32 protein-coding genes are annotated in these 23954 nt (G+C 36.8%); 25 read left to right on the top strand and 7 right to left on the bottom strand.

What is annotated here, in order from left to right:
* Positions 1–160 precede the first annotated feature (160 nt).
* Positions 161–832 (bottom strand): DUF1129 domain-containing protein, encoded by a 672-nt coding sequence (locus tag COL05_RS01545; protein ID WP_142337311.1) that lies wholly within the window; start codon positions 830–832, stop codon positions 161–163.
* Positions 833–837: 5 nt separating this feature from the next.
* Complete coding sequence (locus tag COL05_RS01550) at positions 838–1155, bottom strand: PadR family transcriptional regulator (protein ID WP_000556083.1); 318 nt, start codon at positions 1153–1155, stop codon at positions 838–840.
* A gap of 156 nt (positions 1156–1311) precedes the next feature.
* On the opposite strand from COL05_RS01550, the gene splB reads away from it, so the two are divergent.
* From splB to COL05_RS01565, 3 genes are all read left to right on the top strand, one after another.
* Positions 1312–2337 carry a spore photoproduct lyase gene (gene splB / locus COL05_RS01555; RefSeq protein ID WP_098667329.1) on the top strand — a complete coding sequence of 342 codons (1026 nt, stop codon included), beginning with the start codon at positions 1312–1314 and terminating at the stop codon, positions 2335–2337.
* Between the two features lie 144 nt (positions 2338–2481).
* A complete protein-coding gene (mntR, locus tag COL05_RS01560; RefSeq protein ID WP_001143073.1) occupies positions 2482–2910 on the top strand; it encodes a transcriptional regulator MntR in 429 nt (142 codons plus the stop codon).
* A gap of 53 nt (positions 2911–2963) precedes the next feature.
* On the top strand, positions 2964–3626 hold the full coding sequence (locus COL05_RS01565) for an HAD family hydrolase (protein ID WP_142337312.1): 663 nt from the start codon (positions 2964–2966) through the stop codon (positions 3624–3626).
* Here COL05_RS01565 and COL05_RS01570 read toward each other — a convergent pair.
* Positions 3623–4024, bottom strand: coding sequence for an SA1362 family protein (locus COL05_RS01570; RefSeq protein WP_001014455.1), 402 nt, complete (start codon positions 4022–4024; stop codon positions 3623–3625). The two genes, COL05_RS01565 and COL05_RS01570, sit on opposite strands and share 4 nt — an antisense overlap.
* 82 nt (positions 4025–4106) lie before the next feature.
* Complete coding sequence (locus tag COL05_RS01575) at positions 4107–5024, bottom strand: DUF1385 domain-containing protein (protein WP_000797111.1); 918 nt, start codon at positions 5022–5024, stop codon at positions 4107–4109.
* Between the two features lie 244 nt (positions 5025–5268).
* Here COL05_RS01575 and COL05_RS01580 point away from each other — a divergent pair, with 244 nt between their 5' ends.
* Genes COL05_RS01580 through efp form a run of 4 tightly spaced genes read left to right on the top strand, consistent with a single transcriptional unit; the run spans position 5269 to position 7895 of the window.
* Positions 5269–5757, top strand: a complete 489-nt coding sequence (locus tag COL05_RS01580; protein WP_048531086.1) for a YqhR family membrane protein — start codon at positions 5269–5271, stop codon at positions 5755–5757.
* A 52-nt stretch (positions 5758–5809) separates the two neighbouring features.
* The gene (aroQ, locus tag COL05_RS01585; RefSeq protein WP_000757087.1) at positions 5810–6250 is read left to right on the top strand and encodes a type II 3-dehydroquinate dehydratase; all 441 of its coding nucleotides are present in this window, start codon (positions 5810–5812) and stop codon (positions 6248–6250) included.
* Positions 6251–6254: 4 nt separating this feature from the next.
* Positions 6255–7316 carry a Xaa-Pro dipeptidase gene (gene pepQ, locus COL05_RS01590; RefSeq protein WP_098667331.1) on the top strand — a complete coding sequence of 354 codons (1062 nt, stop codon included), beginning with the start codon at positions 6255–6257 and terminating at the stop codon, positions 7314–7316.
* Positions 7317–7337: 21 nt separating this feature from the next.
* Positions 7338–7895 (top strand): elongation factor P, encoded by a 558-nt coding sequence (gene efp, locus COL05_RS01595; RefSeq protein WP_000626508.1) that lies wholly within the window; start codon positions 7338–7340, stop codon positions 7893–7895.
* 35 nt (positions 7896–7930) lie between these two features.
* Here the strand turns inward: efp and COL05_RS01600 are convergent, their stop codons facing one another.
* Together COL05_RS01600 and COL05_RS01605 are read right to left on the bottom strand one after the other, a co-directional pair.
* Positions 7931–8233, bottom strand: coding sequence for a hypothetical protein (locus COL05_RS01600; RefSeq protein ID WP_098667332.1), 303 nt, complete (start codon positions 8231–8233; stop codon positions 7931–7933).
* A complete protein-coding gene (locus COL05_RS01605; RefSeq protein ID WP_098667333.1) occupies positions 8214–8792 on the bottom strand; it encodes a GNAT family N-acetyltransferase in 579 nt (192 codons plus the stop codon). The genes COL05_RS01600 and COL05_RS01605 overlap by 20 nt, the downstream gene beginning before the upstream one ends.
* Before the next feature lie 187 nt (positions 8793–8979).
* On the opposite strand from COL05_RS01605, the gene COL05_RS01610 reads away from it, so the two are divergent.
* The 9 genes from COL05_RS01610 to COL05_RS01650 are packed head-to-tail and all read left to right on the top strand — an operon-like array spanning position 8980 to position 14503.
* Positions 8980–9261 (top strand): YqhV family protein, encoded by a 282-nt coding sequence (locus COL05_RS01610; protein WP_000816054.1) that lies wholly within the window; start codon positions 8980–8982, stop codon positions 9259–9261.
* Positions 9262–9289: 28 nt separating this feature from the next.
* Positions 9290–10216, top strand: a complete 927-nt coding sequence (gene spoIIIAA / locus COL05_RS01615; protein WP_098667334.1) for a stage III sporulation protein AA — start codon at positions 9290–9292, stop codon at positions 10214–10216.
* Positions 10210–10725: a stage III sporulation protein SpoIIIAB gene (spoIIIAB, locus tag COL05_RS01620; RefSeq protein WP_000238694.1), complete on the top strand. Its 516-nt coding sequence runs from the start codon at positions 10210–10212 to the stop codon at positions 10723–10725. The genes spoIIIAA and spoIIIAB overlap by 7 nt, the downstream gene beginning before the upstream one ends.
* Positions 10726–10739: 14 nt before the next feature.
* Positions 10740–10943 carry a stage III sporulation protein AC gene (gene spoIIIAC / locus COL05_RS01625; RefSeq protein WP_000020914.1) on the top strand — a complete coding sequence of 68 codons (204 nt, stop codon included), beginning with the start codon at positions 10740–10742 and terminating at the stop codon, positions 10941–10943.
* 24 nt (positions 10944–10967) lie between these two features.
* Positions 10968–11351, top strand: a complete 384-nt coding sequence (gene spoIIIAD, locus COL05_RS01630) for a stage III sporulation protein AD (protein ID WP_079245909.1) — start codon at positions 10968–10970, stop codon at positions 11349–11351.
* Positions 11352–11361: 10 nt separating this feature from the next.
* Positions 11362–12534, top strand: a complete 1173-nt coding sequence (gene spoIIIAE, locus COL05_RS01635; protein ID WP_098667335.1) for a stage III sporulation protein AE — start codon at positions 11362–11364, stop codon at positions 12532–12534.
* A 12-nt stretch (positions 12535–12546) separates the two neighbouring features.
* On the top strand, positions 12547–13179 hold the full coding sequence (gene spoIIIAF / locus COL05_RS01640) for a stage III sporulation protein AF (RefSeq protein ID WP_098667336.1): 633 nt from the start codon (positions 12547–12549) through the stop codon (positions 13177–13179).
* Positions 13169–13831: a stage III sporulation protein AG gene (gene spoIIIAG / locus COL05_RS01645; protein WP_016718461.1), complete on the top strand. Its 663-nt coding sequence runs from the start codon at positions 13169–13171 to the stop codon at positions 13829–13831. Before spoIIIAF ends, spoIIIAG begins: the two co-directional genes overlap by 11 nt.
* A gap of 15 nt (positions 13832–13846) precedes the next feature.
* On the top strand, positions 13847–14503 hold the full coding sequence (locus COL05_RS01650) for a SpoIIIAH-like family protein (protein ID WP_098667337.1): 657 nt from the start codon (positions 13847–13849) through the stop codon (positions 14501–14503).
* 201 nt (positions 14504–14704) lie between these two features.
* Here COL05_RS01650 and COL05_RS01655 read toward each other — a convergent pair whose 3' ends face one another.
* Positions 14705–14899 carry a DNA recombination protein RecO gene (locus tag COL05_RS01655; RefSeq protein ID WP_098667338.1) on the bottom strand — a complete coding sequence of 65 codons (195 nt, stop codon included), beginning with the start codon at positions 14897–14899 and terminating at the stop codon, positions 14705–14707.
* A gap of 465 nt (positions 14900–15364) precedes the next feature.
* On the opposite strand from COL05_RS01655, the gene accB reads away from it, so the two are divergent.
* From accB to dxs, 9 genes are all read left to right on the top strand, one after another.
* Positions 15365–15853: an acetyl-CoA carboxylase biotin carboxyl carrier protein gene (gene accB, locus COL05_RS01660; protein WP_098667339.1), complete on the top strand. Its 489-nt coding sequence runs from the start codon at positions 15365–15367 to the stop codon at positions 15851–15853.
* Positions 15854–15869: 16 nt separating this feature from the next.
* The gene (gene accC / locus COL05_RS01665) at positions 15870–17222 is read left to right on the top strand and encodes an acetyl-CoA carboxylase biotin carboxylase subunit (protein ID WP_098667340.1); all 1353 of its coding nucleotides are present in this window, start codon (positions 15870–15872) and stop codon (positions 17220–17222) included.
* Between the two features lie 23 nt (positions 17223–17245).
* Entirely contained in the window at positions 17246–17638 is a 393-nt protein-coding gene (locus tag COL05_RS01670) for an Asp23/Gls24 family envelope stress response protein (protein ID WP_000807630.1), read from the top strand.
* 347 nt (positions 17639–17985) lie between these two features.
* Positions 17986–18378, top strand: coding sequence for a N utilization substance protein NusB (gene nusB, locus COL05_RS01675; protein ID WP_098667341.1), 393 nt, complete (start codon positions 17986–17988; stop codon positions 18376–18378).
* Between the two features lie 23 nt (positions 18379–18401).
* Positions 18402–19262: a bifunctional methylenetetrahydrofolate dehydrogenase/methenyltetrahydrofolate cyclohydrolase FolD gene (gene folD / locus COL05_RS01680; RefSeq protein ID WP_098667342.1), complete on the top strand. Its 861-nt coding sequence runs from the start codon at positions 18402–18404 to the stop codon at positions 19260–19262.
* Between the two features lie 26 nt (positions 19263–19288).
* Positions 19289–20647: an exodeoxyribonuclease VII large subunit gene (gene xseA / locus COL05_RS01685; protein ID WP_098667343.1), complete on the top strand. Its 1359-nt coding sequence runs from the start codon at positions 19289–19291 to the stop codon at positions 20645–20647.
* Positions 20637–20867 carry an exodeoxyribonuclease VII small subunit gene (gene xseB / locus COL05_RS01690; RefSeq protein ID WP_000428423.1) on the top strand — a complete coding sequence of 77 codons (231 nt, stop codon included), beginning with the start codon at positions 20637–20639 and terminating at the stop codon, positions 20865–20867. The genes xseA and xseB overlap by 11 nt, the downstream gene beginning before the upstream one ends.
* Entirely contained in the window at positions 20867–21757 is an 891-nt protein-coding gene (gene ispA, locus COL05_RS01695) for a (2E,6E)-farnesyl diphosphate synthase (protein ID WP_098667344.1), read from the top strand. Before xseB ends, ispA begins: the two co-directional genes overlap by 1 nt.
* Before the next feature lie 302 nt (positions 21758–22059).
* Positions 22060–23952 carry a 1-deoxy-D-xylulose-5-phosphate synthase gene (dxs, locus tag COL05_RS01700; protein ID WP_098667345.1) on the top strand — a complete coding sequence of 631 codons (1893 nt, stop codon included), beginning with the start codon at positions 22060–22062 and terminating at the stop codon, positions 23950–23952.
* Positions 23953–23954 lie beyond the last annotated feature (2 nt).

A 23954-nucleotide genomic window follows, 5' to 3' on the forward strand; every position in this document is an offset into this window, starting at 1 on the left:
CGTATAACGAAAAATAATTGCTCACGAAGATTTATGATACCGATAATAAAAGCATCACGTCAACAATTAACTTTAATTATTTTGCATTTTTCTTATTTTCTTTATGAAATTTTTCAATTTGTAAAATTAGACAGAAGAAAAACAGCCTTTTGAAGGGCTGTTAAAAATTTGATTTTTTGTATAGTAATTTATATAAAACAAAAAATAGTATAGCGATTAAGGCGTTTTGCCAAAAGGTTAGATGATAAAGGAGATAAGGTTGTTTTCTAAAATAAATATTTACGAATATAGCTGAACAAAATGGAGTAGCAAAAGCGAGCCCGAATAGAATTCGTCTTTTCCAATTTATCTTTTTATTAAAAGAATAACGCTTTAATAAATATAAAATAAGTAGTACTCCTAGTACATTTAGTGAAATAGACAAAGTAGTTCCAGGGACGCTAAAAACTGGAGTGAATTGTTCCGCATTATTTCCAAAGGTTAAAATGAAGAATGAAACAATTGCATCGATTCCAAACTGTATAGCAAGAAGTAAACTAATAGCAAAACCGATTAGAGAAGTTTTTTCTAACTTTGTTTGGTTTGGTAAAGCTGATATAAGTTCATTGCAATAAGATTGTAAATCGTTACCGAAAATGTCGTAAGCACTTTTATTTTCCGCTTGTGCCTCAATAAGATGATCCAATATTTCTAGTAACAGTTCCTCCATTTGTTGCTGAGGTACGTTGGATATTCGAAGATATACTAACATATCCCCATAAGCAGCTTCGTTTTCAGGTGTTAAGAGTTCTCGTTTTTTATTGTTTAATTCAACTATGTCTTTCGCCTTCATCCCTATCACTCCCCTTGTAATAAGTTGTTTACGGTCGTTGAAACCATTCCCCAGCTTTGTTTAAATTCTTCAAGCTGTTCTAATCCTTTATCGGTTACGTGATAATATTTCCGTTTTGGACCGAGTGAGGAAGCTTTTAATGTTCCTTCAATCAATTTTTCTTTTTGCATACGTAACAATAACGGATATATGCTTCCTTCGCTTACGAATGTAAATCCGTGTTTATTTAATTTTGTACTCAGTTCATATCCGTACACTTCTTCTTGTGAAATGATGTATAGGATGCATCCTTCGAGTACACCTTTTAACATTTGGCTGTGCATGATTTCACCACCTTTTACTCAGGTAACTTGCGGTGCAAGGTAGCTGTTATCTAAATTATAACATTCAGTAACTTGCGTTGCAAGTTACTGAAGTGGAAAACTTTAATACGTGTTAATTTTTCATCGTTCCCCATACTAACGAGAGGAGGGAAGTATATGAAACCGTTTATGCCAAAACTTGTTTACTTTGAACCGAAGGCACTTGAATATCCACTTGGAAAAGAGCTGTATGAGAAGTTTACGAAGATGGGATTAGAAATTCGTGAAACGACATCCCATAATCAAATTAGAAATTTGCCAGGTGAAAATGATTTGCAAAAATATCGCAATGCAAAGGCAACGCTTGTCGTTGGGGTGAGGAAGACATTAAAATTTGATACGTCAAAGCCGTCAGCTGAATATGCGATTCCGCTCGCAACAGGATGTATGGGACATTGTCATTATTGTTATTTGCAAACGACACTTGGGAGTAAGCCTTACGTTCGCGTATACGTTAATCTTGATGAAATATTTGAGAAGGCACAGCAATATATGGATGAAAGAGCACCTGAAATAACAAGATTTGAAGCGGCTTGTACATCAGATATTGTTGGGATTGACCATTTAACACATGCATTAAAGCGGGCGATAGAGTTTATCGGAGAAAGTGAATATGGGCGTTTGCGTTTCGTTACGAAATATTCGCACGTTGATCATTTGTTAGATGCAAAACATAACAGGAAAACTCGTTTCAGGTTCAGTATTAATTCACGGTATGTGATTAAAAATTTTGAGCCGGGGACGTCACCGTTTGAAGAACGAATTGAAGCGGCTCGTAAAGTAGCAGGCGCGGGTTATCCGCTTGGTTTTATAGTTGCGCCACTTTATATGCATGAAGGATGGGAAGAAGGATATCGTGAACTATTTGAGCGACTGTATAATGCACTAAAAGATTTGTCCATACCGAATTTAACATTTGAATTAATTCAACATCGCTTTACAAAACCTGCAAAAAAGGTCATACAAGAGCGTTATCCGAGTACGAAGCTTGAAATGGATGAAGAGAAGCGAAAATATAAATGGGGACGGTACGGCATTGGGAAATACGTATATAAAAAAGATGACGCAGCAGTATTAGAAGAAACAATAAGAGGTTATATACATGAGTTTTTCCCTGATGCAGAAATACAATACTTTACTTAAGAGGAGTCTGTATACAAATACAGATTCTTTTTTGTTTTATATATTTAGGCTTGTTTTCAACTTGTCACGTTATTCTTTCTGGTGTATCATTTTATTGATTGCTTCGTACGGAATGAGCAAAATGAAATTGGATGGAGGAAACCGATGCCTACCCCTAGTATGGAAGATTATATTGAACAAATTTATTTGTTGATTGATGAAAAGGGTTATGCCCGCGTATCTGATATTGCTGAAGCGCTTAGTGTACATCCATCCTCTGTAACAAAAATGGTGCAAAAATTAGACAAAGATGAATATCTAATTTATGAAAAATATAGAGGGCTTGTATTAACATCAAAAGGTAAAAAAATCGGAGAACGTCTCGTATATCGTCATGACTTGCTAGAGCAATTTATGCGTATTATCGGTGTGGATGAAAGTAAGATTTACAATGATGTAGAAGGAATTGAGCATCATTTAAGTTGGGAAGCAATTGACCGCATTGGTGATTTAGTGCAATACTTTGAACAAGATGAGGTTCGAGTGGAAACCCTTCGTGGTGTTCAAAAGGCAAATGAAGAGAAAAGCAATTAAGGGGAACGTATGTCGTTTCCTTTTTTATTTCAATCGAAAAGGATGGGAGAATTATGAAAGCAATTATTTTTGATTTTGATGGATTAATTGTGGACACAGAAACAATATGGTTTCACTCTTTCAGAGACGCCGTTCGTGAGTACGGTGGAGATTTACCTTTAGAGGAATTTGCAAAGTGTATTGGAACGACAGATGATGTACTGTATGCATATTTAAATGAGCAATTAAAAGAGAAGTTTAACAAGCATGCATTAAAAGAAAAAGTGAAAATTTTACATAAAGAAAAAATGAAAACACCAGAAGCTCGTGACGGGGTAAAAGAATACCTAGAAGAAGCGAAAGAAATGGGATTAAAAATTGCGTTAGCTTCTAGTTCATCTAGAGAATGGGTGGTTCCTTTTTTGGAAGAGCTACAAATTCGAGATTATTTTGAAGTTATCAAAACGAGAGAAGATGTTGAAAAGGTAAAACCAGATCCAGAACTTTATCAAATTGCGATAGAAGATTTAGGGATTGATCCGTCTGAGGCTGTTGTATTTGAAGACTCGTTAAACGGATTGAAAGCAGCGATTGCGGCAGGGTTAAAGTGCGTCGTTGTGCCTAATGATGTGACACGGAAATTACCGTTTGAAAATCATCATCTTAGAATTGAAAGTATGAAAGATAAAAGTTTGAAAGAAGTACTGCAAAATATAAAGAAAGACCGTATTTCCTAAAAGGAAGCACGGTCTTTCTTTTTGTTTTTTTTACCTTCAATGACAGTTAAATGAGATTGTTTTCTTTTTCGTTTCAAAGTGGAAGGAGTGCCTTTTTTCCCTTTGTCATTAGAAGCGTTTGATTTAAAGAAAGAATTGCTTAGGGGTGCTACATTTTGTTTCCCATGTTTGCGGCTCGATTGTTTTGCAGCACGCTTATATGAGCTTTGCGAATTTGCTGAACCACTAGAGTTTGTAAACATTTTGTAGAGTAGATAAAAGATACCAACGACAGCCAACATGATACCAATATTTCTTAACACTCCCATTGGGTTTGTAATGACAGATGAAACAAGGCCGAATATTGCTAATCCGATAATAAGCACAAATATAGCGAAAGTAAACGAACGACCGTTCATAAGGAACACCTCCTAAAAACATATATTAAAATTAGTATATTAACGATGAGGAAAGGAGTTGAACACCATTTTTAAATAATTATTATTTGTTTTCTAAACGTAATAATTCTTCAAACGATGCAATAGCTACTTCCACTTGATCATCTGTTGGTTCTTTCGTTGTTAATAGTTGTAGCCATAATCCGGGATATCCAAGTATGCGTAATACTGGAATATCGCGTAAGCGATTCGTAAATTGTAACACTTCAAAAGAAATGCCGAGAACGACAGGAATTAATAAAATTCGGTTTACGACTCTGGCCCACAGTGGATCTGTAGGGACAAGGAAATAAACAAACATTCCGATAATGACTGTAAATATAATAAAGCTACTGCCACAGCGATAATGAAGGCGAGTTTGTTTTTGCACATTTTCTACAGTCAGTGAAAGATTATTCTCATAGGCATTAATTACTTTATGCTCCGCACCGTGGTACTGAAAGACCCGCTTAATAAGTGGGGTTAAAGAAATAAAGTATATATAGCTCAATAATAGCATGAGCTTAATGACACTTTCGACAATGATTTGCCCTGTATGAGATGGGAAAATCGGTCTCGTTAATTCAGCTAGTAGTGCAGGGACTGCTGTGAAAATGACTTTACCGAATATGAAAGATAAAACGCCAACTGCTGCAACTCCTAATACCATCGTTAACTTCGATTGTTCTTCTTTTTTATTTGCAATTTGTTCATCTTCTTCTGGGTGGACATCAAATCGTTCTGAAGCAAAGTTCAAATGTTTTGCTCCGTTTGCGCTTGCATCCACAATAGCGGCAATCCCTCGTAAAAATGGAATTTTTTTTAGGATAGATAATGCTTTATTACGAACGCGTGGTAATCGATAAAATTCAATCGATTTATCTTTACGACGAACCGCTGTAACAGTATATTCTCTACCGCCAAACATAACTCCTTCTATGACTGCTTGCCCGCCATATATTTGTTTTGACTCTTCTGCCATGTTAACACCAACCTGTATTTGTTTCTCTCTTATGTAGAAAAAGAGGCAATTGTCATACTGGGTTCTGTCGTTTTGAAATAAGACAATCACCGAGTTTCCTTTATTTTATCGACAAATACAAGTATATGACAAGGAAAAATGTTACGAGAGTCGGACATTTCTTATTCTTTTTATAGACAAATTTCGCAGTATTTAAACATGGTTCAAAATAGTTTCGGGCATACTATTGAGCGGAGGTGTCGATGTGAGTCAAGAACAATTAGGAACAAGGAATTTTGTACAAATTGGTTTATTTGGTGGACTCTTTTGGGGAGGGATATGGTATTTCCTTCATATATTTTCATTTACGGAAGCGGGACCGAACTATTTATTATTACCATTTGCCTTTGGAAGCTGGAAAGAAGGGGTATGGGGCAATGTGTCAGGAATTGTTTGTATGGCACTACTCTCAATTTTAATTGCCTTTTTGTATAAAGCGTTTTTGGCAAAGTTTGAAGGAATTCTTCCGGGGATGATTTATGGTCTATTTTGGTGGGCGTTACTATTTTTCGGAATGGGGTTAATAGCGCCTGCTATTAAAAGCGCACTCCATTTACCGAAAGAAACAATTGTGACGACGATATGCATTTTTATATTGTATGGTGTGTTTATAGCCTACTCTGTTTCTTACGCAGTAAATACCAATAAGGCCGAGCGAGAAGGGGAAGAGAAGACAAACTATTCAAATAAGTAACTCCTATGTTAAAATGTTGTATAGACATTTAATATTAAGGAGTTTTAAGCATATGAAAAAGGTACTCCTCGTAAACGGTCCTAACCTAAATCGCCTTGGGGTCAGAGAGGTAAATGTATATGGAAAGGGCACGCTAGCGACACTTGAAGCAGATATGAAGCAAGAAGCAGAAACAATGGGAGTGGAATTAGAATGTTTCCAATCGAATCATGAAGGTGCGATTATCGATCGTATTCATGAGGCGGAAGATATATATGAAGGGATCATTTTAAATCCTGGAGCATTTACACATTATAGCTATGCGATTCGAGATGCAATTGCGAGCATTTCGATTCCTGTTATTGAAGTACATATTTCTAACATTCACCAGCGTGAGTCATTCCGCCATGAATCTGTGACGGCAGCTGTTTGTGCAGGACAAATTGTTGGATTTGGTTTTTATGGCTATAAGTTAGCGTTATTTGCATTAATGGAGAAATTGAGGGAGGCATAAAGTAATGGAGAAAATCGAAAGATTAAGAAGTGCATTTGATGAGGCTGGTATTGACGGTATTTTGTTAACAAATGAACATAGTCGTAGATATATGGCTAACTTCACCGGAACAGCTGGTGTTGTACTGATTTCGAAAAAACGTGCTCAATTTATTACAGATTTCCGTTATGTAGAGCAGGCTACTAAACAAGCGGTTGGATACGAGATTGTACAACATGCAGGACTAATCATTGATGAAGTTGCAAAGCAAGTGAAGGAACTAGGAATTCAAAAGCTTGGCTTTGAGCAAGATACTCTTACATATAGTTCTTATTCAGCGCATAAAGAAGCAATCGATGCTAAATTTATCCCAACTTCTGGGCTTGTAGAAAAGTTACGCTTGATAAAGACTGATTCAGAGATTAAGATATTAAAGGAAGCTGCACAGATTGCAGATGCTGCCTTTGAACATATTCTATCATTCATTCGCCCGGGAGTATCTGAAATTGAAGTGTCAAATGAACTTGAATTTTTCATGAGAAAACAAGGAGCAACATCTTCTTCGTTTGATATTATCGTTGCTTCAGGTCTTCGTTCGGCATTACCGCACGGCGTGGCATCTGAAAAAGTGATAGAAACAGGAGATTTCGTTACATTAGACTTCGGCGCTTATTACAAAGGATATTGCTCTGATATTACTCGTACGATAGCAGTTGGTGAACCATCTGATAAATTGAAAGAAATTTATAATATCGTTTTAGAAGCACAACTACGTGGTGTGAACGGTATTAAAGCTGGTTTAACAGGCCGTGAAGCGGATGCGTTAACGCGCGATTACATAACGGAAAAAGGATACGGTGAATACTTCGGACACTCTACTGGTCATGGAATCGGTCTTGAAATCCATGAAGCACCAGGCTTAGCGTTCCGTTCTGATACAGTTCTTGAACCAGGTATGGCTGTAACAGTAGAACCAGGTATTTATATTCCAGGTATTGGTGGCGTACGTATTGAAGATGATATCATTGTAACAAGTGAAGGTAATGAAGTAATTACGAAATCACCAAAAGAACTTATTATTTTGTAACATACAGGAGGATTTTTTTACATGATTTCAGTAAACGATTTTCGTACAGGTTTAACAATTGCAGTGGATAATGGCCTTTGGCAAGTACTTGATTTCCAACACGTAAAGCCAGGTAAAGGGGCTGCATTCGTTCGTTCTAAACTACGTAACCTTCGCACAGGTTCTGTTCAAGAGAAAACATTCCGTGCAGGTGAGAAAGTAGAAAAAGCACACATCGAAAACCGTCGTATGCAATATTTATACGCAAGCGGTGAGGCTCACGTATTTATGGATAACGGAACTTATGAGCAAATCGAACTTGGTGAAAAACAAATCGAGCGCGAGCTTAAATTCCTAAAAGAAAACATGGAAGTATCTATTATGACTTACCAAGGCGAAGTACTTGGTGTTGAACTTCCAAACACAGTTGAATTACAAGTTACAGAAACAGAGCCAGGTATTAAAGGTGATACTGCTTCTAACGTAACAAAACCAGCTACATTAGAAACTGGCCTTGTTGTACAAGTACCAATCTTCATTAACGAAGGCGAAACACTTATCATCAACACTGGTGAAGGTAAATACGTTTCTCGTGCATAGTAGAAAAGCACTCGTGATTATCACGAGTGCTTTTTTTATAGAAAATAGGGCAGATAATGAATAGTGGTTATTATAAAACTGAAAGCCGTAAGACTAGCAGCGCCTATTGTGTAAGGACTCCACGTCATTTGAAAAGGTTTTACCGTACCTGTTTTATATATAGTGTGATCAATGTTGGCGTTACGGTTTATATTTAAAGCAATGAGCCAAATTGCACCGAATATCGCTAAACTACCAAGGAAAAAGGCCTCCATAAATGACCAATCGACCAATAATGAAAAAAGATAAATAAGAGCTAATTCTACTACGACAGTTAAACTAATTTTTAATATCTTCATATTTTTCCTCCTCCTTTTGTAGGTCTAGCCAATTTAGAAAGTTCTCACGTGATACGACATGTAGTACACAAGGAGATTTTACTTCATTCTCTAAGGCAGAATGTTCATCAGGGAACGTATCTTCCACATGCAATGAAATATAAGGGAGTTTTTCTTGTGCTTTTAACGAGCGGATATTATTCGTTTTAGCGCCAGTGAATACGTAGGAAAGTTGTAAATCTAAAAAAGCAATTTTAAAGATTTCTTTTTTAGCAGCCTCATTATATCCTTTTCCCCAGTATGGATAGCCAAGCCAACTGCCAATGTGACATTGCTTCTTTTCGTAATTAATATGTTTAAGCGTGGTGAGGCCGATTATTTCCTTATCTTCATTTACAACCATTCTTGATAAAGACTTCTTTTGGCGTTCTTCTTCTATGGCGAAAAGAAGAAATGCTTTCGTGTCTTCAATTCTTTCTACTTGTATTCCTAATGCGTTTTTTACATGTGGATCACTTGATAGTTTGAAAATCGCATTTGCATACCGGAAATCAAGTGGTAATAAAGTAACTCGTCGCATCGTTTTTCCTCCTTTTCAATAAATATACCATAAAATACCATGAAGAATGAGAATATTCAAATTATTCGCGGGTGATAGATAAAAATTATGTTTTTAATTCTGAAATAGACAACCTCTGCATATGGTTGTACAAATATATTCTTTTTTAGCATACGCACTAGTAACCGTTATGGGAGAAGGTGGGAGAATGAAACAGTGGCTAGCGGCAATGGAAACATCTGTGCTTGTAATGGGTTTGCTTCGGTTGTTTTCAGGTAGCGCGGAAATATTCGCCGCTTTGCTTATGCTCTATGTGAATGATGCGAAGAAGGCATTGTTTATAAATGGTATGTTGGCGTTTGTTGGACCGACCGTATTAATTTTAACAATGACAATAGGCATAGCGAGTGTGGCAAGTGAGATTTCTTTCTTGAAACTCTTTTTTCTAGCTCTTGGAATTGGCTGCATTTTTATCGCGTTGTTGAAATAAGTAAGTCGAGTATAGTGGGGCGAAGCTGATGAAAGAAGTATTAGAAGTTTTACCGAAAACGATGAAGCAGTTAGTAGAAAGTTGTAAGCAGTACGATGCTCTAGAGGAAATCCGTGTTCGAATTGGAAGACCGCTAGAGTGTATTGCTCATGGTGAAGTATTTTTTTATGACTATGTCGTTACAGCAGATGATGCTATTTACTTATTGAATAAGTTAAGTCAATTCTCAATTTATACGATGGAAGAAGAATTAAAGCGTGGGTATGTAACACTTCGAGGTGGGCATAGAATTGGCTTAGCAGGAAAAGTCATTACAGAAAAAAGCACAGTGAAAATGATTCGAGATGTCTCTTCTTTTAATATTCGTATTGCTCGTCAAAAAATAGGAATTGCTGAACCACTTTTACCGTATTTGTATGAATCACGATGGTTAAACACGATGGTAATTGGCCCGCCGCAAACGGGGAAAACAACACTTTTAAGAGATGTAGCACGTTGTATGAGTCAAGGTGTAAGTGCATCAACAATCCCTTCTTGTAAAGTGGGTATTGTTGATGAACGGTCAGAAATTGCTGGCTGTGTGAAAGGCATCCCGCAATATGACTTTGGCACACGAGTAGATGTGTTAGATGCATGTCCAAAAGCTGAAGGAATGATGATGATGATCCGTTCTATGAGTCCAGATATTTTGATTGTAGATGAAATCGGACGTAAAGAAGATAGTGAAGCAATTATGGAAGCGGTGCATGCAGGGGTGCAGCTTTTTATAAGTGCACATGGATTTTCTTATGATGATGTTGTGAAACGCCCATCATTAAAGGCGGTGCTGGAGCTCGGTATATTTGATAGGTTTGTGGAACTATCAAAAGCAAGAGGGCCAGGAACAGTTATGCAAGTGAAAGATAAATATGGAAAACCGGTATTACCTCATAGAAAGGCTGAGGGCGTATGGTGAAAATATTTGGTGCAGTGTTAATCGTTGCGGTCAGCACCTTTTTCGGGTTTTCATACGCCAAAAGATACAGTGAGAGACCGAGGCAACTTAGATTATTAAAAGCGGCACTGCAATCATTAGAGGCAGAAATTATGTATGGGCATACACCATTGTCTGAAGCTGCTGAGCGATTAGTGAAACAAATGCCGAAGCCGTTAAATTGGATATTTCAAAGTTTCGCTAGAAGGCTAGAAAGCGGGGACCAAACAGTAAGAGAAGCTTGGATAGATAGTTTGAAAGAAAATTGGAAGCTAACAGCATTTCAACAAACTGAGTATGAAATTTTGCAACAATTTGGTGAAACGCTTGGACAACATGATCGTGAATCACAGCAAAAACATATTCGCTTATGTATTACACATTTAGAGAGAGAAGAAGAAGAAGCGAAAGCGTTACAACTACAATATGAAAAAATGATTAAGAGCTTAGGGGTACTAGCGGGGCTACTTATCGTAATTTTACTGCTATAGGAGGGAGAAAGGCGATGTCCATTGATGTTGGATTAATATTTCAAATCGCCGGAATCGGCATAGTTTTAGCTTTCATTCATACCGTACTAAAAGAATTAAAGCGTGAGGATATTGCGAATTGGGTTATCCTCGTCGGTTTTGTCGTTATTTTATTTCACGTCGCGTTTTTAATTAATACGTTATTCGACAAGATTAAAAGTGTCTTTCTCTTCCAGTAAAAGGGGGCGGTTCGAATCGAAATTATACAAATTGTCGGATTAGGCCTCGTTGCTACGTTTTTAGCAGCTGTATTAAATCAGCATAAATCTAGTATTACGTCATTATTTATTGTGTTCGTAGGTAGTGTGATGTTTCTTATTTTAATTGATCAAATTCACGCTATTTTACAAATGATTGAGAGAGTAGCGAGTGAAGCGAAAGTTAGCAACGTATATGTAGAAACATTGCTAAAAATTATTGGAATTGCTTATATTGCTGAGTTTGGAGCACAAATTACAAAGGATGCCGGACAAGGTGCAATTGCTTCGAAAATTGAATTAGCTGGAAAGATTTTAATTCTCGTTATGGCGATTCCTATTTTGACGGTTGTAATTGAAACTATTCTCGGATTTTTACCGACGGGATAAGGGGGAGTGAATGTTGAGGGGCTTTGGAGCTAAGCTGCTATTTGCTTGCTTCCTTTTCTTTTCTTTACCGGTTGTTGTACAAGCTTCTCCTGTAGAAACAAACGTCGTTGATCAACAATTGGATAAGCTCGGAATTGAAGATGTGAAGCAATTTTGGGACGGGCTTGTTACAAAATATGGAGGTTACTTACCAGAGAGTCAAAAAGGTAGCTTTATGGAGTTTGTAAAGGGAGAAAAAGAAATTTCTGTAAAAGAGTGGATGTTAGGTTTATTAAAGTATTTATTTCATGAACTTGTTGCAAATGGGAAGCTACTTGGAACACTCATTATGCTCACAATTTTTAGTGCATTGTTGCAATCACTGCAATCTGCATTTTCAAAGAGTAGCGTAAGCAAAATTGCCGATGCAGTTGTATATATGGTACTGATTATTTTCGCTTTAAATAGCTTTTATGTCGTCATGACATATGCAAGAGAAACGATTCAAACAATGGTAGATTTCATATTAGCGTTATTGCCTATCTTGCTTGCACTCATAGCGACAGGCGGTGGTGTTGTATCTGTATCGTTTTTTCATCCGATTATCATCTTCTTAATGAATACGAGTGGGCTTTTGATGAATTATATCGTTCTACCACTTTTATTACTTGCAACGATATTAAGCATTGTAAGTACGATGAGCGATCAATATAAAGTTACGAAATTGTCCAAGCTTTTGCAAAATGTTAGTGTCGGGATTATCGGTATCTTTTTAACGATTTTTTTAGGGGTATTATCTGTACAAGGAACAGCGACAGCTGTTGCTGATGGGATCGCTGTAAAAACAGCTAAATTTGTAACAGGGAACTTTATTCCCGTAGTAGGAAGGATGTTTACTGAGGCAGCGGATACTGTCATAAGTGCGTCGGGATTATTAAAAAACACAGTCGGAATTATCGGGCTCGTCATTCTATGCTTAATTGTCGCTTTTCCAGCGATTCAAATTTTTTGTATCGCATTTATTTATAAGTTCGCAGCAGCAGTATTGCAACCAGTTGGCGGCGGAGCAATTATTCAATGTTTAGATATCATTGGACGGAGCATCATTTATGTATTTGCTTGCTTAGCTATTGTATCGTTTATGTTCTTTTTAAGTATCACAATTATTATTGCTGCGGGGAACATTACACTTATGATGCGGTAGGAGGTGAAGGGTATGCAATTTGTTACAGAGTGGATTCGAAATATTATCGTTTTTTTACTCTTAGCGACAATGCTTCATCTTATTCTTCCAAATTCTAATTTGCAAAAGTACGTTAAATTCGTTGTAAGTCTATTATTAGTTGTTTTAATTTTAACGCCTCTTTTTAAACTATTGCAAACAGATGTAAATGAAGTAATTGCAAATTTTAATGAAGAGAAGTACGTAGCAGAAGGATCTGTAAAAAATTCAATAGATTCGAAGAAAAAAGAAATACAAGCTCTAACACGTGCATATAGTTTAGAAGAGATGGCTACCAAAATGAAAAAAGAAGTAGGAAAAGAGTTTGAGAAACAGTATGGTATGTCAGTCTCTGAAATACAAATAGTCGCAGCGGAAAGCACAGCGGAAGTAAAGTCAGCGAAAGATATTCAATCTGTTGTTGTGACGTTGAAAGAAAAAGAGCGTAGTAAAAATGATGCAATCGAAACAGTAAAACCAGTTGAAATTAACGCGAAAGAACCACCGAAAAAAGTAGAGGAAACGAATGTAGAAATGAAAGACTTCTTTTCAAGCAGGTGGCAACTAGAGAATAAACAAATCCAAGTTCAAATGGAAGGGAGGACAGGTAGAGTAAATGGACAATAAAGATAAAAATTCGAAGTTCTCATTTTTTCGAAACTTATTGAATGGGGATGAAAAAGAGAGTAATGAGAAAGGGAAAAAGGTAACACCTAAGTTTTTACTTGTCCTACTCATACTTGGAATGTTGCTTATGTTTTCTAGTAGTTTATTTTCAAGTAAAAAAGAAGAAGTGCCTGTATTTAAAGAACAAAAAACTCAAAATCAAGAAAAAGACGTACCAACTTTTGGACAAAAAAATAATGATAATATGTCAAATGTAGAAAAATATGAAAAAGCGTATGAACAAGAATTAAAAGCAGCCTTAGAAGAAATAGCAGGAGTAAAAGATGTAACGATTAATGTGAATTTAGATTCATCAGAGGAAAAAATATTAGAAAAAAATACAGTGAAACGTTCACAAACAACAGGTGAAACAGATAAAACAGGCGGCAAAAGGGAAGTAGAAGACGAGTCTCTTGATGAAAAGACAGTCATTATACGTGAAGGGGATAAAGAAACTCCCGTTGTTTTACGAACAGAGAAACCGAAAGTGCGAGGTGTTCTTGTCGTAGCAAAGGGAGTGGATAATATACAAGTTAAAGCGATGGTAAAAGAAGCTGTCATACGGCTGCTAGATGTACCAGCCCATCGCGTTTCAGTATCACCGAAAAATTGATAGGGAGGAAATAAAGTGTTAAAAAAACAAACGGTTTGGTTATTAACGATGTTAAGTTTAGTTGTTGTACTATCTGTTTATTACGTAACAACTCCTGATAAGATGAATACAGCATCGCCGACAACAGGTGAAAAGATTGGACAAGAAAAACAAGGTACTGATAAAGCTGTAACAAATGAAGCACCTAAAGAAACGCCGAAAAAAGAGAATACAAACAAGGAAACATCAAATAAAGAAACAAACAAAGAAACAAACAAAAAAGAGAGTGCAAACAAAGAAACAAGCAAAAAAGAAGCGAATGTAACAGTTCAATCAAGTGATGAAAATTTCACAGCGTTACGTATGCAAATGGAAGATCAGCGAAGTGAACAAAAAGCAAGATTACAAGAAGTGATGAATTCAGCAAAATCTTCAGCGACAGAAAAGAGTAAAGCGAAAGATAATTTTGATGCCATTACGACAATGGAAACGAAGCAAGAACTACTTGAGACAGTAATTAAATCTCAAGGTGGATATCAAGATGCCCTTGTAAGAGCTGATGGAACTGATATTAAAGTAACTGTAAAAGCAGCAAAACATTCACAAAAAGAAGCGAATAAAATTATCCAACTTGTAAGAAGTGAAGGTGGATCAAAAGATGTAGGTGTAAAATTTGATCCACCAACAAAATAAAAACTAATAATCCGCGGGGAAACCTCCGCGGATTATTAGTTTTTACGCATCGAATTGTTTGAAAATAGTTAGATAAAGCGAAACTTTAATCAGCCCTCACTAATGGGGTTTTAATGGGCAGCCCGCCCCAACCTAACTTCTTTGCTTTCTCTGAGTTTTGCTCGGCAAATAGAGGGATGAAAATAATAGTAGAAAAAGCTATCATTTTCGATAGCTTTTTTCTGTTTCGTCTTTGTAGTTGTTTTTACTATGTTCAACTCGGAACGGAGAAATACGCTGTGAGTAAAAGATTAGCGGTTCATGGTAACGATGATTACTTTTTCCTGATTTGAAGTGGATGAAGAGAACGAATGCCCAGACTATCACGGCAGGTAAGAAGAGAATGAGCCATATCATATGTCCACACCTCGATACGATATATTTTCTACACTTTGAACATACTATTCTTATATGAAGGAATGATGAACGACGTGTAAACTAAAAAATAATATTTGGTAAAAATATGTTATTGACTATAGATAAGGTGAAGAGTAGAGCGGTAATAATATATTTGTTTTGTAGCATTTTGAAAAAGTAAGGAATGTTTTTTAGGAAGTGGTCTTGCCAATTTTGTGTGAAACTTGGTATTATTACTAGGTAATAATTTTTTTATTGGAATAATATTTTTACAGGAGTTTCGATTTATTATAAAGAAATATAAATTGGAATCTTTAAAAAATTTATCGTAAGATGGAAATAGTAACTATTTCTATTAGTAAATGAAATATCTAATAGAGTACATCGTATTTTTACAGTCAATCTAGTTTCAGTGACGAGAATCTGTAAAAACGGGACAAACAAGAGTATGGGAGTGGATTTTACATGTTTAAAATTCAAGAAGTTCGTGAATTAATTAAATTAATTGATAGCTCTAATATTGATGAATTTGAATACAAAAAAGATGGTACGACAATCAAAATGAAAAAGCGTGGTAATGAAGTTGTTGCGGTGCAAGCACCTGTAGCAAAACAAGTGGCACAATCAGTAGCACCTGTTGAAGTTGAAACAACAGTAGCGGCAGCACAAGTGGAAGTACCAAAACAAGAAGAGAAACAAGCTGTTCAAAATGAAAACCTACATAAAATTACATCACCGATGGTAGGTACATTCTATTCTTCTTCTTCGCCTGACACACCTGCATATGTAAGTGTTGGCGATAGAGTATCGAAAGATTCTATCGTATGTATCGTTGAGGCTATGAAGTTATTTAACGAAATTGACGCTGATGTAGAGGGCGAAATTGTTGAGATTCTTGTTAATAACGGACAGCTTGTTGAGTATGGACAACCGCTATTTCTTGTAAAAGCGTAATAAGGGAGTCTTTGTGATGATAAAAAAAGTATTAATAGCCAATCGTGGGGAAATTGCTGTACGAATTATTCGTGCTTGTAAAGAAATGGATATTGAAACAGTCGCAATTTATTCAGAAGCAGATAAAGAGTCACTTCACGTACAAATTGCAGATGAGGCGTATTGTGTAGGGCCAACGATTTCGAAAGAAAGCTATTTAAATTTGACGAATATTATTAGCGTTGCGAAGTTAACAGGTTGCGATGCTATTCATCCGGGATACGGATTCTTAGCAGAGAATGCAGATTTCGCAGAGTTATGTCGTGAATGTAACTTGATTTTTATCGGTCCAAGTCCAGAAGCTATTTCAAAGATGGGCACAAAAGACGTTGCTCGTGATACAATGAAAGAAGCAGGGGTTCCGATTGTACCAGGTTCACAAGGGATTATTAAAAATACCGAAGAAGCGATCGAACTTGCTAATCAAATTGGATATCCAGTTATTATTAAAGCGACTGCAGGTGGCGGCGGAAAAGGTATTCGTGTTGCGCGCCATGAGGAAGAGCTTGTAAAGGGAATTCAAATCACACAGCAAGAAGCTAGTACCGCTTTTGGGAACCCTGGTGTATACTTAGAGAAGTACGTTGAAGATTTCCGCCATGTTGAGATTCAAATAATGGCAGATACACACGGAAATGCCATTCATTTAGGAGAGCGTGATTGTACAATTCAGCGCCGTTTGCAAAAACTACTGGAAGAAAGCCCATCACCTGCACTTGATGAAAATGTTCGCAAGCAGATGGGTGAGGCAGCAGTAAAAGCGGCGGTTGCGGTTGATTATACAGGTGCTGGTACGGTTGAGTTTATTTATGAATATAAAACGAAAAGCTTTTATTTCATGGAGATGAATACGAGAATTCAAGTGGAACATCCAGTTACTGAAATGGTAACAGGGGTGGACTTAATTAAAGAACAAATTCTTGTTGCTTCTGGAGAAAAGTTATCGTTACAGCAAGAAGAAGTACAATTTAGTGGTTGGGCAATTGAATGCCGAATTAATGCGGAAAACCCTGCCAAAAAATTTATGCCATCTCCAGGTAAAGTAGAAATGTACTTGCCACCAGGCGGATTTGGTATTCGCGTCGATTCAGCTGTATATCCGGGATATTCAATCCCACCTTTCTATGATTCGATGGTTGCTAAATTAATTGTTCACGGAAAAACACGTGAAGAGGCAATTGCAAAAATGAAGCGTGCACTCAGTGAGTTTGTCGTTGAAGGCGTACATACAACAATCCCGTTCCATTTGCAATTGTTAGATCATCCTGATTTTGTAAAAGGTGAGTTTAATACGAAGTTTTTGGAAGAGCATGAACTTGTGACGCAGTGATACATTAAAGGAGGTTTTTTTTCATGGCTGAACATATGTTAGATATGGGTCAAGATACAACTCTTGGTAAAGTAGAAATTGCACCAGAAGTAATTGAAGTAATCGCAGGTATTGCGGCTGCTGAGGTAGAAGGCGTAGCGGCAATGCGTGGTAATTTTGCTACAGATGTTGTTGAGAAGTTAGGTAAGAAAAATCATGGTAAAGGTGTAAAGGTTGAATTAGCAAACGAAGATATTATCGTTGACCTTTATGTGGTAATGTATTTTGGCGTAGCAATTCCAGTTGTTGCACAAAAGATTCAAGACAACATTCGCCAAGCACTCTTTACAATGACAGGGCTTGAGCCAAAAGAAGTGAATGTTCACATCGTTGGCGTAACATTCGAAACACAAAAAACAGAAATCGAACCAGTGTAAGAATGAAAAAGGTGCCTAGTAACATAGGCATCTTTTTTATCGTTTCATTTCTTCACAAATTAAAACCCTCTAATTATTATACTATTTCAAAAAATAAGAAATTAAAAAGAAAATGTTTCGTTTTACCAAAAAACGTACATTGTGATAAGATATGGAACTTGAAGTTAATCTTTTTATTATTTTTCAGCCTTGTAACCCGTGTGTGAAACGATAAATTGTGTTATTATCATTGTATTATAAGGTTGGAAAATCAATGAAAACTGTAAGAGTAAGTGAATTGACGGCTTATAAATTATAATAATATAACAAAGTATAAGGAAAGACTTGAAGCATAAAGGAGAGTTACAATGAAACGTAGGACGGCTAGAGAAAGAGCTATGCAAGCATTATATCAAATGGATATTACAGGTGAATTAGAACCGAAAGTAGCGGTGGAAAACACGCTAGATGAAGGTGAAGAAACAAATGAGTTTCTAGAATCACTTGTAGTAGGTTTTGTAGAAAATAAAGAAGTAATTGACGAAGCAATTCGTCAAAACTTAAAAAAATGGAAGCTTGAGCGTATTAGTATTGTTGATCGCAGTATTTTACGTTTAGCTGTGTATGAAATGAAATACATGGAAGAAATTCCACACAACGTAACAATTAATGAAGCAATTGAAATTGCCAAAACATTTGGGGATGAGGAATCTCGTCGTTTTATTAACGGCGTTTTATCTAATATAAAAGATACACTGTAATTTCTTTAAGGGGGAATCTTAAAATGGTAGCAGTAATCATCAAAGGAAATGAAGTTGCGGAGAAAAAACGAGCACAATTAACAGAAGAAGTTGTGAAGTTAAAAGAGCAAGGGATTGTACCAGGATTAGCAGTTATTTTAGTTGGAGAAGATCCAGCATCTCGTTCTTATGTAAAAGGGAAAGAGAAGGGCTGTGAACAAGTAGGAATCTATTCAGAGTTAATTGAACTTCCTGAAACAATTACGGAGGAGCGTTTGCTTGCTGAAATCGATCGCTTAAATGGCGATGACCGTATAAATGGCATATTAGTGCAATTACCTTTACCAAAACATATTGAAGAAAAAGCTATCATTGAAAGAATTTCACCAGAAAAAGATGTAGATGGATTTCACCCAATCAGCGTGGGACGTATGATGACGGGACAAGATACATTCCTTCCATGTACACCGCACGGTATTGTAGAATTAGTAAAAGAAACAAATCTTGATATCTCGGGAAAACATGTTGTAGTAATTGGAAGAAGTAACATTGTCGGCAAGCCAGTGGGACAATTGTTCTTAAATGAAAATGCAACTGTCACATATTGTCATTCTAAGACGCAAAATATGAAAGAGTTAACGAAGTTAGCTGATATTTTAATCGTCGCTGTTGGACGACCTAAGATGATAACAGCTGGTTATATGAAAGAAGGAGCGGTTGTAATCGACGTTGGTGTAAACCGTTTAGAAACAGGCAAACTTTGTGGTGATGTTGACTTTGACAATGTGTTAGATGTTGCGGGTTACATTACACCTGTGCCAAAGGGTGTTGGTCCAATGACGATCACAATGCTTCTTCATAATACTGTTGAATCGGCTAAACGTGCAGGTGTCGTTTGTAAATAATTTGAGTCGGCTATGAGGAGAGAGAAATGGAGAAACAATATTTAACCGTTACAGCGTTAACACGCTATATAAAAACAAAAATAGAATATGATCCGCATTTACAGTCTGTTTGGTTAAAAGGTGAAATTTCCAACTTTAAAAATCATAGCCGTGGCCACATGTATTTTACATTGAAAGATGAAAATGCAAGAATCGCAGCGGTTATGTTTGCGGGTCATAATCGTAATATTAAATTCAGACCTGAAAATGGGATGAAGGTGCTTGTGAAAGGGAAAATCTCTGTTTACGAGGCGAGTGGTTCTTATCAAATTTATATTCAAGACATGCAGCCTGACGGAATCGGAAACCTGCATTTAGCTTACGAACAATTAAAGGTTCGTCTAGAGGAAGAAGGATTATTTTCTCGAGTTTATAAAAAAACAATCCCTCCTTATGCAAAAACAATAGGTGTGATTACGTCACCAACAGGCGCAGCGATTCGTGATATTATAACAACGATTAAACGTCGTTATCCAATTGGAAATGTTATTGTGTTTCCAGTACTTGTACAGGGGGAGTCAGCAGCTCCCTCGATTGTACAAGCAATTCGTACAGCCAATGAAATGGAAGAGATAGATGTTCTAATCGTTGGGCGTGGTGGAGGCTCGATTGAGGAATTATGGGCGTTTAATGAAGAAATGGTTGCAAGGGCCATTTTCAAGAGTGAAATCCCTATTATTTCAGCAGTAGGCCATGAAACGGACTTTACAATTGCGGATTTTGTTGCCGATTTAAGAGCACCAACACCAACTGCAGCGGCTGAGCTGGCAGCGCCTAATATTATTGAATTACAAGAAAAGGTATTACAAAGAACTCTAAGATTGCAAAGGGCAATGAGAGAGTTAGTACATAAAAAAGAAGAAAAACTACAAGTATTGCAAAAATCTTATGCGTTCCGTTATCCAAGACAAGTATATGAGCAAAAAGAAGAGCAGTTGGATAGAGCGTTAGAACAGCTTGTTTTAGCGAAAGAGCGTTATATTGATAAAAAGGTAAATCAGTTAAAACAACTTTCATTTTATCTAGAGAAGCACCACCCATCTCAAAAAATTATGCAAACGAAGGTAGCAGTTGAAACGTTGCAAAAGCAATTGCAACGTGAAATGCAAACGTTACTTCAAACGAAAGAATTTGCCTTTGTAAGAGCTGCTCAAAAACTGGAAGCGTTAAGCCCGCTTAAAGTAATGATGAGAGGGTACGGGCTTGTATATGATGAAGAGAAGCAAGTGTTAAAAAGTGTGAAAGATGTCAGCCTTGGAGATGCTGTTTCAGTTCAATTACAAGATGGAATACTAGATTGTAGCGTATCAGGAATAGAGGAGCGTGAATTGAATAATGGAAAATAAATTAAGCTTTGAAGAGGCAATTTCGCAACTTGAGCATCTCGTTTCTAAGCTAGAGCAAGGTGACGTACCTTTAGAAGAAGCAATCTCTTATTTTAAAGAGGGTATGGAATTATCTAAGCTTTGTGACGAGAAGTTGAAGAACGTACAAGAACAAATGGCAGTTATTCTTGGGGAAGATGGAGAGCTTGAACCGTTTACTGCTTTAGGAGATGAAGCATAGTGACAATTGCTTTTGATACTTTTTTGAAAGAGAGTAAAACTTTCGTAGAAGAGAAGCTTGTAAGCTATGCAAATGAATTACAATGTCCAAATGTACTTCGTGAAGCGATGGCATATTCTTTGGAAGCGGGTGGAAAGCGTCTCCGCCCGTTACTTTTATTTGCAACATTACAAGCGTTTGGGAAAGAAAGAAATGTTGGAGTAGGTGCAGCTTGTGCTCTTGAAATGATACATACATACTCGTTAGTTCATGATGATTTACCTTGTATGGATGATGATGATTTAAGAAGAGGAAAGCCCACAAATCATAAAGTATTTGGTGAAGCGATGGCGGTTTTAGCGGGTGATGGTTTGTTGACATATGCTTTTCAAGTTATTATGGCATATGAGCAAAAGGAAATCTCTGCTGAGAAAAAAGTAAGACTTGTACTTGAGCTTGCAAAAGCAGCAGGACCAGAAGGAATGGTTGGCGGACAAGTGGCAGATATGGAAGCGGAAGGGAAACAGCTTACGATTGATGAGTTGGAGTATATTCATAAGCATAAGACTGGAAAACTACTTGAATTCGCTGTACTTGCCGGATCGATACTTTCTGATGCCACAGAAGAACAGGAAGAAAAGTTGCTTGCGTTTGCAAAATATATCGGCCTAGCTTTCCAAATTCGAGATGATATTTTAGATGTGGAAGGAACCGAAGAAGAGATTGGAAAACCGATTGGTAGTGATGTTTCCAACGAAAAGAGCACCTATACGACGTTATTTACTGTAGATAGAGCAAAGGATATTTTAGAAGAGACGATTGCAAAAGCAAAAGATGCTATCGGTTCCTTGCAATTACAAGACGAATATTTACTATCTATTTGCGATTTGATTGCAAAACGTAATAACTAATATAACAGCGTTTTCATTTGTTGAGTCATTCATCATTTTATGATATAAATGTAGGAAAAGGTTTTTCTTTTCTTGTTATTGGCAAAAATATATGTAGATTACATTGCCGTTATCACTTCGTGTTAGCGGCTATTTTTTTCATCGCCTAACGAAATATGGTTTATAATAGGATTAGAGCGCAATAGACTGGTTAATAGCAGGACAAGCTGAAAAATAAAAAAAGAGAATTTCTTGTTTTGTGTAAATGTTTTTTATTATATTTGACATGTTGACAGATTATGAAATGAAAGTGAGTGATCCATGTGGATCTAACGCAAATTCAAAACCCTAGTTTTTTGAAAGATATGTCTATCAGTGAACTAGAGGGATTGAGTGAGGATATTCGTAAGTTTTTAATTGAAGAGCTCTCTCAAACAGGTGGACATATTGCACCAAATTTAGGTGTAGTAGAACTCACAATTGCTCTGCATAAATTATTTGATAGCCCAAAAGATAAATTTTTATGGGACGTAGGACATCAATCCTATGTACATAAAATTTTAACTGGACGTGCAAAAGAATTCGGTACATTAAGGCAATATCAAGGTCTATGTGGTTTCCCAAAACGTTGCGAGAGTGAGCACGATGTATGGGAGACTGGCCATAGCTCGACATCATTATCTGCTGCGATGGGAATGGCTCTAGCACGTGATTTAAAGAAAACGAAAGAATATGTTATACCAATCATTGGTGATGGTGCTTTAACAGGCGGAATGGCTTTAGAGGCATTAAACCATATTGGACATGAAAAAACAGACATGATTGTTATTTTGAATGATAATGAAATGTCGATTGCACCAAACGTTGGTGCACTTCATAATGTACTTGGACGTCTACGTACCGCAGGAAAATATCAGTGGGTAAAAGATGAATTAGAGTATATATTGAAGAAAATTCCAGCAGTTGGTGGGAAAGTTGCTGCGACAGCAGAGAAAATAAAAGATAGTCTTAAATATTTACTAGTATCCGGTGTCTTTTTCGAGGAGTTAGGCTTTACGTATTTAGGTCCAGTCGATGGACATGATTATGAAAAGTTATTCGAAACGTTGCAATATGCAAAGAAAACAAAAGGTCCAGTGCTTGTTCATGTTATTACGAAAAAAGGAAAAGGTTACAAACCAGCTGAGAGTGATGTTATTGGCACTTGGCATGGAACAGGACCTTATAAAATTGAATCAGGTGACTTCGTTAAACCGAAAGAAGTTGCACCAGCATGGAGTGCGGTTGTTAGTGAAACGGTACTTAAATTAGCGAGAACGGATGAGCGTATCGTTGCAATTACACCTGCGATGCCTGTCGGATCGAAACTTGAGAAATTCCAAAAAGAATTCCCAGATCGTATGATTGATGTAGGTATTGCAGAACAGCATGCTACAACAATGGCAGCAGGTATGGCAACGCAAGGTATGAAGCCATTCTTAGCGATTTATTCAACATTCTTACAAAGAGCATATGACCAAGTTGTTCATGATATATGCCGCCAAAATTTAAATGTTTTCATCGGAATTGATCGCTCTGGTTTAGTAGGAGCAGATGGTGAGACGCATCAAGGTGTATTTGATATCTCATTCTTACGCCACTTGCCGAATATGGTACTTATGATGCCGAAAGACGAAAATGAAGGGCAGCATTTAGTATATACGGCGATGCAATATGAAGATGGACCGATCGCATTACGTTATGCGCGTGGTAATGGGCTTGGTGTTCATATGGATGAAGAATTAAAGACGATTCCAATCGGTTCATGGGAAACGTTAAAAGAAGGTACACAAGCTGCTATTTTAACATTTGGTACGACAATACCAATGGCAATGGAAGCGGCTGAGCGTCTTGAAAAGGCTGGAGTTTCAGTGAAGGTAGTGAACGCTCGCTTTATTAAACCAATGGATGAAGCATATTTACATGACCTCTTAGGAAAAAATATACCGATTTTAACGATTGAAGAAGCTTGTTTAATCGGTGGTTTTGGAACGGGAGTAGTTGAATTTGCGTCTGAGAACGGGTACCATAGTGCGTTAATTGAACGAATGGGTATTCCAGACCGTTTCATAGAACACGGTAGTGTAACAAAATTATTAGAAGAAATTGGTTTAACGACAGATGCTGTTGTAGACCGTATTCATACAATGATTCCATCAAAACAAAAAAGGGCGTAACA

This window comes from Bacillus sp. AFS059628 (genome assembly GCF_002571225.1).
Taxonomy (GTDB): domain Bacteria; phylum Bacillota; class Bacilli; order Bacillales; family Bacillaceae_G; genus Bacillus_A.